This window comes from Methanolobus chelungpuianus, from assembly GCF_024500045.1.
Taxonomy (GTDB): Archaea; Halobacteriota; Methanosarcinia; order Methanosarcinales; family Methanosarcinaceae; genus Methanolobus; species Methanolobus chelungpuianus.
This window is the reverse complement of the sequence record NZ_JTEO01000006.1, coordinates 260,113-277,490: the sequence shown is the minus strand read 5'-3', so window position 1 is coordinate 277,490 and position 17,378 is coordinate 260,113. Positions and strand designations below refer to the sequence as shown.

At 43.9% G+C, this 17,378-nt stretch carries 21 protein-coding genes, 1 tRNA gene and 1 pseudogene; 16 read left to right on the top strand and 7 right to left on the bottom strand.

What is annotated here, in order from left to right:
* The first annotated feature begins 42 nt into the window (after positions 1 to 42).
* Both PV02_RS11660 and PV02_RS11655 read left to right on the top strand, forming a co-directional pair.
* Entirely contained in the window at positions 43 to 345 is a 303-nt protein-coding gene (locus tag PV02_RS11660) for a metal-sulfur cluster assembly factor (protein WP_256623588.1), read from the top strand.
* Between the two features lie 216 nt (positions 346 to 561).
* Entirely contained in the window at positions 562 to 1,365 is an 804-nt protein-coding gene (locus tag PV02_RS11655; protein ID WP_342765643.1) for a radical SAM protein, read from the top strand.
* Positions 1,366 to 1,519: 154 nt separating this feature from the next.
* Here the strand turns inward: PV02_RS11655 and PV02_RS11650 are convergent, their stop codons facing one another.
* Positions 1,520 to 1,663 carry a transposase gene (locus PV02_RS11650; protein WP_256623587.1) on the bottom strand — a complete coding sequence of 48 codons (144 nt, stop codon included), beginning with the start codon at positions 1,661 to 1,663 and terminating at the stop codon, positions 1,520 to 1,522.
* A gap of 219 nt (positions 1,664 to 1,882) precedes the next feature.
* On the opposite strand from PV02_RS11650, the gene PV02_RS11645 reads away from it, so the two are divergent.
* The 13 genes and pseudogenes from PV02_RS11645 to PV02_RS11585 all read left to right on the top strand — a co-directional run bounded on the left by PV02_RS11645 (position 1,883) and on the right by PV02_RS11585 (position 11,968).
* Positions 1,883 to 2,905 carry a PstS family phosphate ABC transporter substrate-binding protein gene (locus PV02_RS11645; RefSeq protein WP_256623586.1) on the top strand — a complete coding sequence of 341 codons (1,023 nt, stop codon included), beginning with the start codon at positions 1,883 to 1,885 and terminating at the stop codon, positions 2,903 to 2,905.
* 47 nt (positions 2,906 to 2,952) lie between these two features.
* On the top strand, positions 2,953 to 3,846 hold the full coding sequence (gene pstC, locus PV02_RS11640; protein WP_256623585.1) for a phosphate ABC transporter permease subunit PstC: 894 nt from the start codon (positions 2,953 to 2,955) through the stop codon (positions 3,844 to 3,846).
* Positions 3,847 to 4,698 (top strand): phosphate ABC transporter permease PstA, encoded by an 852-nt coding sequence (pstA, locus tag PV02_RS11635; RefSeq protein ID WP_256623584.1) that lies wholly within the window; start codon positions 3,847 to 3,849, stop codon positions 4,696 to 4,698. It abuts the gene before it with no gap.
* Between the two features lie 9 nt (positions 4,699 to 4,707).
* Positions 4,708 to 5,460, top strand: a pseudogene (gene pstB, locus PV02_RS11630) (phosphate ABC transporter ATP-binding protein PstB); the annotation flags it as partial.
* Between the two features lie 15 nt (positions 5,461 to 5,475).
* On the top strand, positions 5,476 to 5,703 hold the full coding sequence (locus PV02_RS11625) for a sulfurtransferase TusA family protein (protein ID WP_256623655.1): 228 nt from the start codon (positions 5,476 to 5,478) through the stop codon (positions 5,701 to 5,703).
* A gap of 202 nt (positions 5,704 to 5,905) precedes the next feature.
* The gene (locus PV02_RS11620; RefSeq protein WP_256623583.1) at positions 5,906 to 6,172 is read left to right on the top strand and encodes a DUF2933 domain-containing protein; all 267 of its coding nucleotides are present in this window, start codon (positions 5,906 to 5,908) and stop codon (positions 6,170 to 6,172) included.
* Complete coding sequence (locus PV02_RS11615) at positions 6,169 to 6,471, top strand: hypothetical protein (RefSeq protein WP_256623582.1); 303 nt, start codon at positions 6,169 to 6,171, stop codon at positions 6,469 to 6,471. The genes PV02_RS11620 and PV02_RS11615 overlap by 4 nt, the downstream gene beginning before the upstream one ends.
* Positions 6,472 to 6,863: 392 nt before the next feature.
* Positions 6,864 to 7,673, top strand: coding sequence for an ATP-binding cassette domain-containing protein (locus tag PV02_RS11610; protein WP_256623581.1), 810 nt, complete (start codon positions 6,864 to 6,866; stop codon positions 7,671 to 7,673).
* A complete protein-coding gene (locus tag PV02_RS11605; RefSeq protein ID WP_256623580.1) occupies positions 7,674 to 8,378 on the top strand; it encodes a GTP-binding protein in 705 nt (234 codons plus the stop codon).
* Positions 8,378 to 9,001, top strand: a complete 624-nt coding sequence (locus tag PV02_RS11600) for a (Fe-S)-binding protein (protein ID WP_256623579.1) — start codon at positions 8,378 to 8,380, stop codon at positions 8,999 to 9,001. Before PV02_RS11605 ends, PV02_RS11600 begins: the two co-directional genes overlap by 1 nt.
* On the top strand, positions 8,998 to 10,242 hold the full coding sequence (locus PV02_RS11595) for a methanogenesis marker 16 metalloprotein (RefSeq protein ID WP_256623578.1): 1,245 nt from the start codon (positions 8,998 to 9,000) through the stop codon (positions 10,240 to 10,242). The genes PV02_RS11600 and PV02_RS11595 overlap by 4 nt, the downstream gene beginning before the upstream one ends.
* Before the next feature lie 232 nt (positions 10,243 to 10,474).
* Positions 10,475 to 11,572 carry an ABC transporter substrate-binding protein gene (locus tag PV02_RS11590; RefSeq protein WP_256623577.1) on the top strand — a complete coding sequence of 366 codons (1,098 nt, stop codon included), beginning with the start codon at positions 10,475 to 10,477 and terminating at the stop codon, positions 11,570 to 11,572.
* 150 nt (positions 11,573 to 11,722) lie between these two features.
* A complete protein-coding gene (locus PV02_RS11585; RefSeq protein WP_256623576.1) occupies positions 11,723 to 11,968 on the top strand; it encodes a glutaredoxin family protein in 246 nt (81 codons plus the stop codon).
* Positions 11,969 to 12,223: 255 nt separating this feature from the next.
* On the opposite strand, the gene PV02_RS11580 is transcribed toward PV02_RS11585, so the two are convergent.
* The gene (locus PV02_RS11580) at positions 12,224 to 12,400 is read right to left on the bottom strand and encodes a hypothetical protein (protein WP_256623575.1); all 177 of its coding nucleotides are present in this window, start codon (positions 12,398 to 12,400) and stop codon (positions 12,224 to 12,226) included.
* A gap of 448 nt (positions 12,401 to 12,848) precedes the next feature.
* The gene (locus PV02_RS11575) at positions 12,849 to 13,679 is read right to left on the bottom strand and encodes a winged helix-turn-helix transcriptional regulator (protein WP_256623574.1); all 831 of its coding nucleotides are present in this window, start codon (positions 13,677 to 13,679) and stop codon (positions 12,849 to 12,851) included.
* A gap of 242 nt (positions 13,680 to 13,921) precedes the next feature.
* On the opposite strand from PV02_RS11575, the gene PV02_RS11570 reads away from it, so the two are divergent.
* Positions 13,922 to 14,413, top strand: a complete 492-nt coding sequence (locus PV02_RS11570; RefSeq protein ID WP_256623573.1) for a DUF6803 family protein — start codon at positions 13,922 to 13,924, stop codon at positions 14,411 to 14,413.
* Between the two features lie 37 nt (positions 14,414 to 14,450).
* On the opposite strand, the gene PV02_RS11565 is transcribed toward PV02_RS11570, so the two are convergent.
* The 4 genes from PV02_RS11565 to PV02_RS11550 form a co-directional block, all read right to left on the bottom strand.
* A tRNA-Cys gene (locus PV02_RS11565) sits at positions 14,451 to 14,523 on the bottom strand.
* Between the two features lie 56 nt (positions 14,524 to 14,579).
* Positions 14,580 to 14,813: a carboxymuconolactone decarboxylase family protein gene (locus tag PV02_RS11560; protein WP_256623654.1), complete on the bottom strand. Its 234-nt coding sequence runs from the start codon at positions 14,811 to 14,813 to the stop codon at positions 14,580 to 14,582.
* A 299-nt stretch (positions 14,814 to 15,112) separates the two neighbouring features.
* Entirely contained in the window at positions 15,113 to 15,835 is a 723-nt protein-coding gene (locus PV02_RS11555) for a hypothetical protein (RefSeq protein WP_256623572.1), read from the bottom strand.
* Positions 15,836 to 16,010: 175 nt separating this feature from the next.
* Complete coding sequence (locus PV02_RS11550; protein WP_256623571.1) at positions 16,011 to 17,375, bottom strand: nitrogenase component 1; 1,365 nt, start codon at positions 17,373 to 17,375, stop codon at positions 16,011 to 16,013.
* Positions 17,376 to 17,378 lie beyond the last annotated feature (3 nt).

Below are 17,378 nucleotides of genomic sequence, written 5' to 3'. Positions count from 1 at the left end.
TTATCCGAAGAGCTTAAAGCAGAATCCTTAATAAACAGGCACATGAAGGCCGCAGTAACGGAGGAACAGGTCCTCATATTATTGAAAGAAGTGATCGATCCGGAAGTAGGTATCAATATTGTGGATCTTGGCCTGGTCAAGGAAATCATGGCGAATGGGGATAGTATCTATGTGAACCTGGTGCTGACAACCAGAAATTGCCCGATGGTGGATTATCTGAAGGATCAGATATTACTGAAATTAAGGTGTATTGAAGGAATAGGGACAGTGAACGTTAACATTCTTGATGAAAAATGGGACTGGAGCAAATTCAATAAGCGCACTTATTTTGAGGTTCTCACATAAGAACTAAAGGTGCATTAGCATGCAATCCGAACTGACTACTAATCTTAAAGCATATCTTCTAAGCATAGGGAGCGTAAGGATAGAGGATTCGTCTATTCTTCAAAGTTCTCTGAAAACCACAGCCACCGCAGGACCAGGGGCAGGCGGGTCGTCTTTTTTTTTCGCTCAGGTGACAGAAGGGTTCGTCTCTCCGTCAATGACCTTTCTCCACTCAGCATGAGTCTTGATTCTGACAACGCAGCCATTCTCAAGAAAGGAGAAGAGGTGATTGTAAAAGGTGCCCTTGAGCGCCCCCTGTGCCATTGTCCGCAGCAGGCATACATTACTGTGTCAGAGAAGTGCATATATGACTGCAAATTCTGCCCGGTGCCAAAGATACAGGGCGAAATAAAGGATAATCAAAAGGTTTGCAGGATGGTTGCTGATGCCTATGCAACAGGTTCACTCAGTGCAATCTCCCTGACAAGCGGTGTTTCCGTATCTCCGGAAGTGGAAGTCGAGCGGATGGTGAGTGTCATAAAAGACCTTACCAGAGATTATGACTTACCTATAGGGGTTTCAGTCTATCCTGCAAAAGATTCTTCAGAAAAACTTTACGCTGCTGGTGCTTCTGAAGTAAAGTACAATGTAGAAACCATGGACACCGAGATATTCAGCCGTGTCTGTCCTGAGCTCTCGCTGGAGGAGGTAGTTGATGCACTGGGGGAGGCCGTGGACATATTCGGCAAAAACAAAGTCTGTTCAAACTTCATACTCGGACTTGGGGAAAGCGATGCAACTGTGAAGGAAGGGGTATCCCTGCTTACAGAGCTTGATGTTATTCCTTTACTTCGCCCGATATCGCCTAACCCTCTCCGGAGAGACGTGATAGATGTCCGCAGGCCTGACACACAAAGACTTATCCGGCTGGGAAGCATGCTGCGGAAAATGCTTGACCGCAGATCATTGCGTGCGGACAAAGCCCGGACCATGTGCCTGCCGTGCACAGGCTGCGATCTCACTCCTCACAGGGATATTTAAAGTAGGATCAAGAGTCTTTGCGTCCACCAATTCTGTTTTCAGTCCAGTCCTTAATAAAAAACAGGACTGGGTGTAGTTTTCATTGTCTACCCTTTGATAACATAGAATACGCTGGCATATATCAGTGTACAAATCATGTATAAAGCGTATTTCTTCACCTGCAGCCATTTATCAGGACAAAGAGAATACCATTGATGACCGTAAGGTCATCAACTCTCTTTCTCCCGGTTATCGTTTGTGATGGTAAATGTGGTCTAATAAACCTCCATTGTTCATCAGAGAGTTCTCTGAATTCCATTTACATCCCCATAATACCATCGTGGGAAATGTTATTTATAGTTTTAAGATGGGTTCTGTTTTAATTTTGTAAACAGGCACTATTTGCCGCTATTTTTCTGTTTTTGTATTGTCCCCTACAATTATAGCCTATTCCTTTACAGATTTATATGCTCCTGCTGTTTGTATCTTACTGATTGTAAGCAACTGAACAAAAAAATAAACAGTCCAAGGTGGAATAATGAATAGAAAAATTCTCATAACTGCTATAACCGTGGTACTTGCGGTTTTCATAGTAGCGACACTATCGGGATTTGTGGGTAAACCTGGAGCAGGGACCCAAAACATACCTTCTGGCGATGCGCAGACACCAGCAGTGGAAGAACTTGAGGGAACAATACGTATCTCGGGTGCTTTTGCCATGTATCCGATGATGCTTATATGGAGTGAAGAATACAGGACACTACACCCAAAAGTGAAGTTTGACATCAGCGCCGGAGGAGCAGGAAAAGGAATGGCTGACACTCTGGGAGGGCTTGTGGATATAGGCATGGTCTCAAGAGCAATTACACCTGCAGAAGAGGAAAAAGGTGCATACTGGATAGCAGTAACAAAAGATGCTGTTGTGCCAACAGTCAATAGTAATAATCCTGCACTTGCACAACTTAAGAAAAGCGGACTAACAAGAGATGAGTTTGAGCAAATATACATCACTGGAACCATAAGAACATGGGGTCAGGCTACAGGAGAGACGAGTAACAATGATAAGATTAACGTATACACACGCTCAGATGCCGCCGGCGCACCTGAAACATGGGCAAAATACTTAGGCAATTACACACAGGAAGAGCTTAAGGGTGTGGGTGTTAATGGTGATCCCGGACTTGCAGAAGCAGTAAGGCAAGATAAATTAGGAATTGGATATAATAACGTAAACTTTGCATATAATCTAAACTCCCGAAAACCAGTTGAGGGCATCGAAATAATACCGCTTGATCTGAATGAGAACGGCAAGATAGACCCGGAAGAGAACTTCTATGGAACACTGGATGAAATCGTAGAGGCTATCGGAAATGATAAGTTCCCTTCACCGCCTGCAAGAGATCTGAACCTTGTAACAAAAGGCAAGCCCACCGGTATTGAAGAGGATTTCATTAAGTGGATACTCACTGACGGGCAGAAGTTTATTCCTGAATCAGGGTATATTGTTCTTCCGCAGGATAAGATAAACGAGGGAATAGAAAAAGTCGATTCTTCGGCATGAATAATGACGAAAAAGTCATTCGATTATAATAAAGAGCAGAAATTACTATGAATATCAGAAGACTCAAGGACAGTATTTCAAGCAGGCTGATGCTTGCAGCGACAGCATTCGCCTGTCTGCTGTTCTTCTTTATGCTTGTTGGCCTTTATTACAGAGCAAGTCCCATATTGTCGACAGAACCTATCTTTGATCTCTTGTTTTCAAAAGAATGGAGTCCAAACGCAGGAAAGTTTGGCTTTTTCCCATTTATTATGGGAACACTATGGGTTACAGGGCTCGCTATTGTAATTGCAGTGCCGATAAGCTTGCTAAGCTCAATATACCTTTCAGAATATGCAGATAGTAGTCTGAGGGCTGCTGCCAATCCTCTAATCGATCTACTTGCAGGAATACCTTCAGTTGTATATGGTCTATGGGGTGTGATTGCAGTGGTACCTTTCATCAGGAATATCTTTGCTCCTGCTCTTGGAGTGGAAACTATAGGAGGGTACAGTATCCTTGCAGGAGGGATTGTGCTTTCAATTATGGTATTTCCAATAATCATCTCAATAACAAGCGAGGTTATGAGGAGTGTTTCTCAGGATTTAAGAGAGGTTTCCCTCTCCGTAGGGGCTACAAAGTGGCAGACAATTAAACATGTAGTCCTGAGGAAGGCAAAGCCCGGTATATTTGCGGCAATAATTCTTGGTTTTTCAAGAGCATTCGGTGAGACAATGGCTGTGCTTATGGTTGTGGGAAATGTATACAGAGTTCCTTCATCCATTTTTGACCCCGCTTATCCCCTCCCTGCTCTTATTGCCAATACTTTCGGTGAGATGATGTCTATCCCACTCTATGATTCAGCGATAATGCTTGCGGCCCTGCTGCTCCTCATCGTTGTAATGATATTCAACATTCTTGCAAGAATGGTACTCATCAAAATAGAAAAAGGTGTCATTTAAATGGAACTTCGAAGAGTTGAAGAATTTATCTTTCGTGTATTGATGATACTGTCTCTTGGAATCGTAATGATCAGCCTTCTTACAGTGATCGGGGTAATACTTTGGAAAGGCTTACCTGCCATAAACATCGATATGCTTACAAAGACAGCAGAAGGCGGTTATTACTTAGGGACGGGAGGAGGTATTCTGAATGCCATCATAGGTTCGCTCTATCTTGCATTAGGTGGTACTGTACTGGCGTTTTTCCTTAGTATCGGGATTGCCTTTTATTTGCAGAAAGAATATTCAGGAGGAACAAAACTAGCGGACTTGACACGTCTCTCGCTTGATATTCTCTGGGGGACTCCTTCCATTGTGTACGGAGCATTCGGATTCACGATTCTGATGCTTTTGAATATGAGGGCATCTTTGCTTGGCGGAATAATAGTTCTCACACTTCTGGAACTACCTATCATGACCCGAGCAATGGAAGAGGTCATAAAAACTGTTCCCTCTGAGCTTAAAGAGGTGTCATTCTCTCTTGGAGCAACAAGACTTGAAACCGTAGTTAAGGTAGTTGCAAAACAAGCTCTTCCCGGTCTTATGACGGGAGTGCTGATAGCTTTTGGGAGAGGGATAGGAGATGCAGCGTCCGTACTTTTCACAGCAGGATATACTGACCGCATTCCCACCTCTCTCTTCGATGCTACAGCATCTCTTCCCTTGGCTATATTTTTCCAGCTAGGAACGCCTCTGCCGCAGATTCAGCAAAAAGCATATGCTTCGGCTGTAATTCTCTTGATGATTATCTTAGCTATTAATATAACTGCAAGGGTTCTTTCAAGAAAATATACTAAATACATCATAAAATAGGTATATGCCATGTCAAAAGTCCATATTAAGATAGATAATATAAATGTCTTCTATAATGGAAGCCATGCATTAAAGAACATCTCTGTGGAGATACCGGAAAAACAGATCACCGCTATAATAGGTCCTTCTGGCTGCGGTAAATCCACGTTGCTAAAATGCATGAACAGGTTAATTGACCTTACAGATAAGGTTACTTATTCCGGTAAGATTCTTATAGACAACGAAGATATCTTTGACAGGAAAACAGATGTTGTAAACGTAAGGAAGAAAATGGGGCTACTTGCCCAGAAGCCTACTCCGCTTCCAATGTCGATTTATGAGAATATAACATACGGGCCGAGAATACATGGAATAAAGAAGAAGCATGATCTCGATGAGATAGTGGAAAAATATCTTACACTTGCCGGTCTTTGGGATGAAGTCAAGAATCGGCTGAATTCCCCGGCATCGCAACTATCAATAGGTCAGCAGCAGAGACTATGCCTAGCAAGAGGACTTGCAGTTGAACCGGAAATAATTCTCTGTGATGAACCGACATCTGCCCTTGACCCGGTCTCATCGCAGCATATAGAGCAGCAGCTCCTTAAATTGAAAAATGACTACACTATTGTAATAGTCACGCACAATATTCACCAGGCAATGAGACTTGCTGACTATGTGATTCATCTTTATCTGGGAGAGGTAATAGAGCATGGTCCGGCTGATGAAGTATTAGAAAGCCCGAAGGATGATAGAACCCGGGCATACATTAACGGAACTTTCCTTGCGGATACAAAAATGGATAAGGTGATTGATACTAAAGGAAAGCGCAGCCCCGAAAATTTCCTCTATGCCAATCAAGTGCTTCATACGCTGAAGGGAGGAGAGATCCTTAAGATAGTTGTGGATGATCCTACCGCTGTCACAGAAGTGCCCAAGGGCATGGAGGCTGACGGGCATGAAGTTATGAATGTAATACAGAAAAATGAAACAGATTGGGAGATTATTATAAAGAAACATAGTTGAAATCCTGACATATCACGGACAGGTGAGTACAAAGTGAAAACTCCGATCATATATCTAACATCCGAATGTTATACAGGATGCCTTCATATCAGTAATAAAGAACTTCTCTGTGAAAACAATCCTGTAATAAGCTTGAATTATGTCTGGAATGCCGAAGACATACCTGAAGTCTTACATGAACAATAATCGATAGGTGTTATAAGTGAACAAAGGAATATTTAATTCCGCTCACTCCCCCTCTTCGAGGGGCGGAAAACATATGCTTATGATGGCCCTATGCTACAGTATACCTCTGGCGGGTTTTGCAGCTCTGGTCATTCTGGGTGTCTCGAACAGCTATCTGGCTTACGGGATGATACTGCTTTGCCCCCTTCTGCATTTATTCATGATAAAAAACATGCGTGGAACATACCCTAGTGAAATCCATATAGATAGTAAAAATGAAGGGAAGGGAGAAACAGATACATGAGATACGGACTCCTGGTTGCTGCCCTGATGTTGATATTGATAGCTGGTGCTGCTTTAATACTTGGAAACGGTAACAGTGCCCTTCCTACTGAGCCGGGTCCAAGGACCTTGTTGAACAGTGAGGGACCTGTTGCAGTGTCTCTCAGCTATCCGGATGAAAAAACAAATAGTGAATACATAGACTACATTGCGTTTAAAGTGAGCATGAACACACACTCTGTAAACCTTGATGAGTACAACATGGAAGACATATCATATATCAGGGACAGCAACAATGAGAAGTACTTTCCTTCAAAATGAATAGAAGATCCTGGCTCAGGAGTACATCACAGAAGCGGTACTCTGCTGTTCTCTAAGTATGATGAGAACGGTGACCAGATAGTTGGTTCCGCTGACAGCCATTTCGAGATAGTTGTAAATGAAGTTGGCGGGGTTCCTGAAAGGATCTTCAGGCTGGAACTCTGACCTTCGTGTACAGGCTGCGATCTTACACCTTGCATATATGAGAGGTTCAGTTCTTTATATAATCGACTATTTGTCTTTAACTATTTTTCATGGTTTTTGAATAATTTATCACTAACATTTGTATTTAATCCTCAGTAGGGAAGTTAGAAGTTGTTATATTCCTAATTAGGATAATTGCGTTGTAAATTAGGAAAGGATTATAAATAGCGTTGTCAAAAAATAAGAATATGACACGACAGGTCACTCTTACTATCCTAGCAGGAAAGAACAGATCCGGAGAAAAGGAAGGGTTCAAGAGTATGGAAATAAGACCCGGGGATACTATCTCAATAGTAGGCCCAACTGGTTCCGGGAAGTCAGCCTTCATAAATGACATTGAAACTCTGGCGCAGGGGGACACTGTAACAGGGAGAACTGTCCTTGTCAATGGTGATGTCCCTCCGGAATCCTTTATACGGGATCCGGCTTTCAAGCCTATTGCGCTGATAACCCAGAATACGCGCTGTCTGGCAGATCTTTCAGTGGAAGCCTTCCTTACAATGCATATCCAGGCAAGGCGTTCCGGCAGGGAGGAGCTGCTCAGTGAAACCATCGATCTTGCAAATACTTTTACCGGGGAGAAGATCACCCTGAAAAGCAAGATGAGCAGCCTGTCCGGAGGGCAGACGAGAGCTCTTATGATCGCAGATGCTCTCGTGATAAGCGACACTCCCATACTCCTGCTTGATGAAATAGAGAATGCAGGTATTTTCAAGGACAAGGTTATACAGTCCCTTCAGGGGGGAAACAAGGCGGTCATAATTGTAACGCATGATCCCTACCTCGCCGTCACGACAGGACGGCGTATAGTGATGAAGTCCGGCGGAGTATCCTCAGTTATCGAGCCCGGAAATAACGAAAGGCACCTGATAGAATACCTGGCAGGCATTGATGACAAACTGCATCATATCCGGGAAAAACTGAGGCTAGGGAATGTTTTTTATTCTGTCCCGCATGAGTTAACGACACTTCCCATTGACCAGGGATGTGAATTGTAAATGAAACTGATCATTGTTGCCGGTCCTCCCAGCGGAGGGAAGACAGCCGTAATAAGGCAGATAATAAAAAGCCTGCCTGAAGATGCACTTCCTGCGTTCCTGAAGGTCGACGTGGTACACGCTACCGAGGATGAGGAGCTTGCGGAAGAGTTTGGTATCCCCACTAAAAAGGTATATTCCGGGGATTTGTGCCCGGATCATATGGGAATTCTGGTTCTGGCGGATGCATTAAGCTGGGCAGACGAGCTCTCAAGGAATATGCTGATTGTTGAAAGTGCGGGACTCTGTCTGAGGTGCACACCCTATACCACGTATTCTCTGGGAATAACTGTCATCAGTGCTATCTCCGGAACGAACTCACCGCTGAAAATGGCGCCATTGATAGCACTTGCAGATGTAGTTGTAGTCACCAAGACCGATCTGGTGTCACAGGCAGAGAAAGAGGTCTTCAGGGAAAGCATAAGGAAAGTTGTCAATGATATTGACATAGTCGAAACAAATGCTATTCAGGGAACTGGTTTAAGATATCTTATGAGGCGTATTGCCAGCCAGGCCGATATCGAAGCAGAACCTGTCACACTCAGAGGTGCTCCTCCTCTTGGAGTATGTACCATCTGTATTGGTAAAAAGGAGATTGGCTGGCAGAAACACTTTGGAATGATCCGTCCGCTGGATATGCCGGAATCTATGTACAGAGGTGACTGATGATACCTCAATGGATTCCCCCGGGCAAAGATTGCGGAGCTTGCGGTTCGGCAACATGCTCCGATTTTATAGTACGGCTGGAAAGCGGGGCAGCAAAAACTGAACTGTGCCCCTATTACCTGAAGGAAAAAATGTCGGTCCCCTTGGCAAAACCCACGTACTCAGGAGTGGATGTGACCGGAAAGGAATATGACTTCGTACTCTTGCCTTTCCCGGGAGAGCCTTCTGCACGCAAGTTCGTTGTACCTTTCAGGGCAGATCTTGTGGAAGCCTGGGGGATCAAAAAAGGTGACCTTGTGACTGGCCGGCCTGCGGGACCAGGCTGCCCTCTCTACCACGCCTTGAGGGTGCTGAGCGCAAACCCTGTGACAGGAGTCCTGGAGTGCCATACTGTCGGCCCCATGGAAGCCCGGAAAGAAGATGCTCATGATGTGCAGGCATATCATGTCCATGCTTTCGAAGGAATTGCCAATCCTCTTAAAAAACAACCTGTACTTGGAACGCGCCAGTACTTCCTGCCAGGGAACTGCATGATAGACCTTGCACATACCGCCCTTGTTAACATGATATTGAAAAAGCCTTCCGGACTTCACGTCAGGCTTGAGGATATAAGGATACTATGAAGACCATTGAAGAGATCAACCAAAAAATTGCACGAGACGAAGCAGTTGTTATGACAGCAGCTGAGCTTAAGTCGAAGATACGCACAGGCGAGGATGTAACGGCAGAGGATGTGGATGTGGTCACGACAGGTACATTCGGCGTAATGTCGGGAACAATGGCAGTTATGATGGTACCGGTTGCAAAAAAGTGCAGCTTTGAGAGAGCCGATGCAATCTGGCTTAACGGGGTACCTGCACAGCCAGGCCCCTGTCCCAATGAGCGCTTAGGTGTAGTGGACCTTGTGATCAATGGAACGGCACACGCAGACGACAGGTATGGTGGAGGCCATCTTTTCAGGGACCTTGTGAAAGGAGATGAGATCGATATCCTTGTGGAAGCACAGGGCAGGACTTATGAGAACCATGTCACACTCAATGATATCGACTATGCAAGAATAATCACCACCAGGCTTGCGTTTAAGAACTATCATGCATTGGTCAATCCGATGCCGACAACCATCCAGTCCATCTTTTCCGTCACCGGACTGACCGGTCCTTTCACAGAAGTGACCGTATCCGGATGCGGTGAGATTAATCCACTGCAGAATGATCCATTCAATCGGGTAATAGGCGTGGGAACGCGAGTGCTCCTGAACGGTGCACCCGGATATATCATGGGTAAGGGAACAAGAGCCAGTCCTGATAAGCCCAACGTATCTGCCTATGCAGACATGAAAGAGATGGACCACCGGATGATGGGTGGGATGAAGACCTCAGAAGGGCCGGAATGCCTGACATCACTTGCCATACCGATACCAGTGCTTGATGAAGAGGTACTTTCAGGATTAAAGGTTCTGGATAGCGATGTCTCATTGCCCGTATCCGATGTCAATGGCCGCCTAGCACACTCTAAGGCGCACTACGGGCACATATGGAGAGGCACGGATAAAGCTGTGCGCACAGAAACTGACAGGTGCCTCATGCATCCCGACTGCCCTACAATGCGGATATGTCCCACAGAAGCCATATACGACCGTTTCCACATAAACAGGGATCTGTGCATTAACTGCGGGACCTGTGTCCGCGTATGTCCGGGAGGGGTATTCAATGCAAGGCTGGGATCCATAGAACTGCCAGAAGGAACTATTCCTGTATCATTGCGTCAATCCGACAGGTTGCGGGCGGAAAAGCTTTGTAGTAATCTCAAAAATCATATCTTGGGACATAAGTTCATACCCACACAGAGATTGGAACCACTTTGAACATATGTTCACAACTGGCTTTCATTTTTAGCTTCTACGGTGCCTGAATACATGGGGTATTGTTAGAAATCTCTTTTATTTATCCTAGTTAGGTCATCTTTGCCACTATTTAACTATTCATGCACAACAAAAGGCATTTTTTACTGTAATCTCCACTTATAAATTCCCTGTTGACAATGATATGAGCCTCTGATGCCTTGGACAATTACCAAGGCCATCAATGGAGGAACTTATGGTAGAAAAATATACAAATGCATTTATTGTAATACTTATTGCCCTTATTGTTCTTGCAGGCGTTGCCAGCTATTTGAGCTCGGATGCGGACAGTTCACCGGATGCGACTGGGATCAAGTCAGTAAGCACTTCACCCCAGCAGTTAAAAACTATCAGACACGGATACCTGCCTTCCAATGGTGATGCGCTCATCTTTATTGCAAAAGAAGAGGGGTTTTGGGAAGAGGAAGGTCTTAATGTTGAACTTTTCCAGTTCACAAAGGGTACGGAAGCATATAACTCTCTGTTTGGGAACAAACTGGAAACTGTAGGGGCTGGAACATCTGATCCTGCTACTTATATCGCACAGGGGGCAGATATTACTATAATAGGCGGACTGATGAGTGAAGGCCAGTTCCTGGTAACACAGCCCGAGAAAGCAGAGGAACTTGCGGATCTTCAGAACTGGAAGGGAAAAAAGATAGCTACTATAGCAATGTCCAACGGTGACTTGATCTACAAGGCTGCCCTGAAGGATGCGGGCATTGACTGGAAGACTGAAGTGACCTTCCTTGAACTGGGTTCGCCGAATGCCGTTGCAGAAGCGGTCAAGACCAACAAGGCTGATGGCGGTATTATATGGATTCCTCATGAGATACTTGCACAGCAGCAGGGACTGGCTGTAGCTTCATACACGGCTCAGTACTATGATAATCATCCGTGCTGCCGCATTGCACTGAAGACAAGTACACTGAACTCAGACAGAGAAACCTATGTCAAGTTCGAGAAAGGCCTTATCAAGGCATACAAGTTCTTCAGTGAGAACCAGAATGAATCAGTCACTGATATTCAGAAATACGTCAAAGTTGACGCAGAAGTAATCCACCGGTCTACATGGAATGATTATTTCTATGCCTCACCTGATCCAAATAAGAATGGCGTGGTAGAATACTACCAGATGATGAAGGATAGTGGCTACATAACCACAGATGTCAGGATAGAAGACCATATAGACACCTCAATCTACAGGGAGGCTCTTGAAGAGCTGATACGGGAAAATCCCGATGAAGAGTTCTACCAGAAACTGCTGGTGGATCATAAAATAATGAATGAGTGATCTCAAACAGAAATTTTTAATGGGGATGCCGGAAGGCATTTCCAAATATCATTCTTTATGCTCGCCGTGCTTTTCTTTGTCATCATGTAAATCATCAGTCACTATAAATACGGGGAAATATATTGGTAATAGTAATGGAAGGTAAATGGAATGAAGAAGATCATGATGTATACCCTGAGCACATGTCCTTGGTGTAAAAAAGCAAAGAGTTTCTTTGCGGAGCGAAACATTCCTTTTGAATTCACAGATTATGATAAAGCGAGTAGGGATGAACAACATCGGATCATGGAAATATGTTCCTCATATGGAGAAGGAATGTCTTTCCCCTTTGTGATGATTGGTAGCGATGTCGTTGTAGGCTACAATCCTGAAAAGTACCAGAAGCTACTTGAGTGATGACAGGGAGGCAACATTTGAAGAAACTGCCTATGAGCCGGTCGATGAACCTGCTCAGGGAAGCCTCAGGATAGCATAAGAAGTTTTAGCCGGTATGTGGGTTGTAGCTATGGTAATACTTTTTGCCAGTTCTCGATAACTGATGCAGTTGTTATCAGTCATGAATCCGTTAGCTGCTTCGTAGACTTTCGATTTCAACTTTGTTTACGGTGCAGGGCAGATGAAAAAACTCACCGCCTGTTATGAAAAGATATTTCATACAAATATTGAAGAAGATACAATTTTTGGCTCAACACAAGCAATTGAAACTACAATTTGTGAAGTTTTCGACTGAACAAATCCAAAGTCTATTTTCATAACAACTTCTGATGCCTCGGAAATATAATAGATTATGTTAATCAATTCACATACCGAGGGGACTGCGGAACTCATGCTTGAATTCAGATATGTGATTCCCGGGAGGTTTTACACTCTACTGAACGCAACAGCCTTAGTGTGTCTCCAAAATTCCTCCTAGATGAACTGGGAATCGTTCCGGCAAAGCAGTCCATTACAGATGATACTCCAAGGAGTTCCGCGAATGTATCAAGAGTTCCTTACTGAGATTTCAGAATTATGATCAGCAGAGAATGATTTCATAATTGACGATGGGAAGGTACATGAAGAAATAAGAAAAGAAGAAGATAAAGGCAAGGCATTAATCCTTGGTGGAGAATGAGAGAGATTGCGAAAAGGATTGGCGCTGATCTGCTTATTGTCACTGCTCCATATTTTACAGGCTTGTGCTCAATTGTGGATATGCAGGATAACTCCGAGCAATCGAGGTCATGTACGAAATAAATGAAAATACTTGGCAAAATAAAGAACAATAAAATAAGAATTACGGAGTGCAAACCTCGGTTTGCATCCTTTGCCTTATCCCGGCGGAGTTAGTCAATACCTGAAATGCCTCCGCAGTAAGGTGGTAACGGGTGAGCCGACTAGCATGAAGGGCAATGATTATCCCATCATTGGTAAGTCGCTGCATGTACCAGTGCACCGTTGGCGAAGCTATTGCAAGACGTGTGGCAATATCTCCCTGCGTAATACCGGGGTTAGATTGTACAATTGAAAGAATTCTTTCAGCCGTCGGGTTCCAGAGATATGCCAGAACACGTCTTTCAACAGTGCCGTATCTTCCGTGATTCTCATAATACCGAATGATACCATAATCCTTCATTGCAATGATTTTATTCGACGAGGACAATTGATTGAGATGGTATCGAAGTGTCTCACGATTCAGACTGAGAACCTTTCCAATTCTCACCATATCGATTCCGGGTTTATCCAAGATAATACTATAAACTGCCTTGCGCTGCGGATGGTCGAGCACATTTTTCGGATAGATCCTCCTGATCCCTGAAAATCTGTTATTAAGCCCGATCATTCCTTGTATACCCGTTGCGTGTGCAAGCTGTTGCGATGCACTACTGCATGAAGAGTGATAAGACTGGAATGCAGATGAACGTGAAATAGGTTCCCGCCTGAATGCAGAGTTTACCTGCGTCATCAGCAGGCACGTTCCCATGCAGCTCACTGCCGTCTCGCAACTTGTACCGGTATCCACAGGAGACATACACGAAACCAATGGTGCTGCAAATGCCAAGAGAGGTAATGTTATTACTGCAAAGACAACGACTGCAGTATATACAACATTCCTGATCCGGACCATAGGTCAGTACTTGGAAAATAAGTATATATCTTTTCGTGTATCGGCAATGGATATTAAGGAAGAACCCAACAGGATGCCTATTTGATGCCCGTAAAATCATTTTCCTCCCAAAATCTATTATTCTGTCTGATCACTGCATATTCTCCATCCATAGATAGTTTGGTGAGAACAGGTTTAAGCGGAAAAAGCGATTTTTTGGTAACCGGACGAAGTAACAATGCTCTCCCGGTGGAGATATCACAATGCAAGAAATGATTACTCAGACAGCCACAACTGTCATGAACATGAATATGACTCATTACATGGAATTGCTCGCGACCAACCAACCCTGGAATCTGTTGATTTTTATGGCGATCCCGGTGATCCTTGCGGAAACACTCACAGCTACAGAATTCTTTGTGACGTTCAGACGTCTTTACGATGGCCCACTCAGGCAATTCAATAAAGTAGTAGGCATAGTATTGGGATTCTATTTTCTCGGGATATTCTTATATCTCATCACAATGGTAGTACCAAATATCGTGTGGAGAGGCTACAGTGATATCCTTGCTGTCGGATTCTACCTGAGCGGAGTAATCTTCCTCTTTGGTATCGCACTTCTTGAACTGGGTGTAATTGCAAAGAATGCAGAGAAGGAAGCGAAGATGAAACTGCACTTCCTGCTACTTATCGGGTTCCTTGTGGTTGCTCACATTGCAATGATATTCGGCATGCTTAATCCGTCACTGTTCTGAGAACCCGGAGAATATCTAAAAGCAGGACAAGCATAGATGCCGAGGGGAAGATTCGAACTCCCGGAAAACCGATCTGCAGTCGGTTACATTAACCACTCTGTCACCTCGGCATAAGAACACTAAGAGTGATTCAATCTGCTAATATCGTTTCACTCTATTTACCAGTTCAGTTTGAGGAAAATATTGCCGATACCTTGACTGGAGTAACAAAATAATATTGTTGGAAAAATATTGATTTAATTACAGCATTTCCGGCAGCAGGTAACCCTATCAGGATGGCATTTATTACTTCATCCAGTGAAGCTCCTAACATTCTCGCATGTTTTACATGAAAAAATATACCGCTTTCCAGTCTTAAAGTCGCAAGGACAGCAATATATGCAAGTTCACCTGTTTTTATCTAATTTGCTGGCCTTACTTAGCTTTAATACAGCTTCCATCCATTTTTGATGTTCAGGAGCATTCTTTGCAAAACTCATGATGTTTAGCTCACTTTTAGTTAACTTGACATAAATCTATCATGCCGGAATAAAGACTGAGAATAATGCATACAAGTAAACAAAAGTTATGGATAACTTCTAATTATAGGAATTCATAACATTGGCTCTAATACTCAGATCCCAGATCAGTCATAATAGATACATGTTAGCAGTATTAACATTCTTACTAATATTCAGTATAAGCTGGCTTTGTATACTTTCAATCGCACAGTTTTAGTAATTCCTCAAGCCTCTGGATCCTCTCAAGCTGCTTGAAAAGGTAATGATTGTAATCTATCTCTGAGTCGATTTTCACCTTGACATCCTCCCTTGAAGGATGCATTATCCAGTTCCTGAATCTGTCAAGGCCTCCAAACTCCTCAACATCCCGGATAGACATGCCATGCTTCTGTTTGAAGACATCATAATTCTTCAGGCCCGCAAGATAGTCATAAAAAGAGCATTCTTCAAAAACAGACAGTGCATAATCTTTTTTCTGCGTCCTGCATTTGGGTTTCGCAATCCTGATGAACTCTTCTTCAGATATCCTCTCCTTGAAGAACATCTTCATATGATTCTCCAGCCTGTAAAGCAGCAAATAGAAGAACATTCGCACAGCTCCCTTTCTCAGGTCTGCCACAGTGACTATTCCCACAATGTCAGCATGAACAACGAAAAAGAAAGATCGCTTGTCCAGCATTTTGATCAGGGACATCAGGTCCAGGTCTTTTGAAACGGTCTTATTCGGCAGGATATAGCACTCCTTGGAAGACTTGCTGTCAAAATACCTGGTTATCTTCCCGTCATCATCTTTGATAGGAAAGACAGTTATATCTTTATGAAGAGCAGAATCTTGGGGATAAAAACAAAACTCATCTAGGGGGGTCATAATATGTTCGACGGTCAGACCTCTGTGGATTCCTTCAAATATCTCGTCGTTCACTTTGAACCACCTTTGGCTGCGCGTTCCAGGATGCACCTAAGTCCTTTTGCATTTCATGGATAAATATGTGTTTCTCGTATCCGTCCGGTATGGCCACTCTGGTATTTGTACATTAGTACTGAGGCAAAAAATAAATAAAAATCTTAAAAAAGGAGTGAATGGGGACTGTACTCACTCACAAAGGCCCAGCATACTTGCTCATGACATCTTCCATCAGATTGAGTCCTCCGCTAAATCCTGCATAGCTACGTTCGAGGATCACACGGTCATGGGTTGGGAATGCAACTGATAGATGTATGGCACCAAATTCCGGCCCTGCTATAAAGGTCTCAAGGGAGCTGGCAAGCAGGAACAGGAAACTTCTGTCTTTCAGATTCTGTCGAATTCTATGAGAATCCACTTCATATACAATATCCGGCCATGCAGGCGTTTCGAGATTCCCTGTCAGTTCATTGTTTATTAGCTCACGTGCTTCCTCAGGTGGATTATCCGTTATCTGCACAATATCTGGAAGGTATCCCATCTCATTTGTCAGATATTTTGTAATGCCCACAGCAGAGTTGCTGTCGGCAACAACCGCAAAATACGGATGTGGCCTGGCTATGAGAAGAATGTCTCCCACATACTCGGTAAACCTGTAGGCCCGCCTTTCCTCGGTTTCAATGAGATTTTCGATCACGTCCGAAGAAGCACCCAGCTTTTTTCCGACTATCCTGAGGAACTCAGCTGTCTGCTTTTGTCCGACAGGTACTCCTGGGAAGGAGATATATGGGGTTCCGAACTTCTCCTTCAGCTTGTTTGCAGTCTTATGTCCAACCCATGACGAAAGGACAATGTTGTATTCTGCTGAAGGGATATTTTTGAGATTCTCAAGTGCACCGAATTCTCCTATGATCACATTTGGTTTCAATCCAATCTTTTCAAGAAGGGTTTTTATCTCTCTTGCCTCGCCCTTCCAGAATATATGCTGGAAAGGTACTATGCCGAATATGTTCACTCTGCCTTTTTCCACAGGAGTCTCTTCAAGGAGCTGATCTATCACCGCATCGAAAAAGTACTCATATCCCTGATATGAATTTCCTGCAAATCCGGCAGTATTCACATGCACTATAGGGATATTCTCCTCTTTCTCCCTGAATTGCCTGACGACAGACTCCACATCATCACCTATCAGTGACGGTATGCAGCCTGAAATGACCGCAAGCAGCTCGCCGTTGACCAACTCAGATGTCGACTTGATGAGATTACTAAGTTTTTTCTCACCACCAAAGATAACATGCTCTTCAACTAAAGAGGAACATGGAGTACTTGTCCCTCCATGAGGCCCTCCTGCATTCTGTCCTCCTCCGTAGAACTGCCCAAAGAGCTGACCAATCCCACATCCTGCTCCGGAATGAAGTATCGGTACTGTCCCGAATATACCTATTGATGTTGAATATGCTCCTCCAAGGGCACAGGAGTAACGCGGTGCCTCGATTGCATCCGATATGAACTCGCCTGTCTGCGAAGAATCTGTTTCTGAATATACTCTTGATTCCATGAT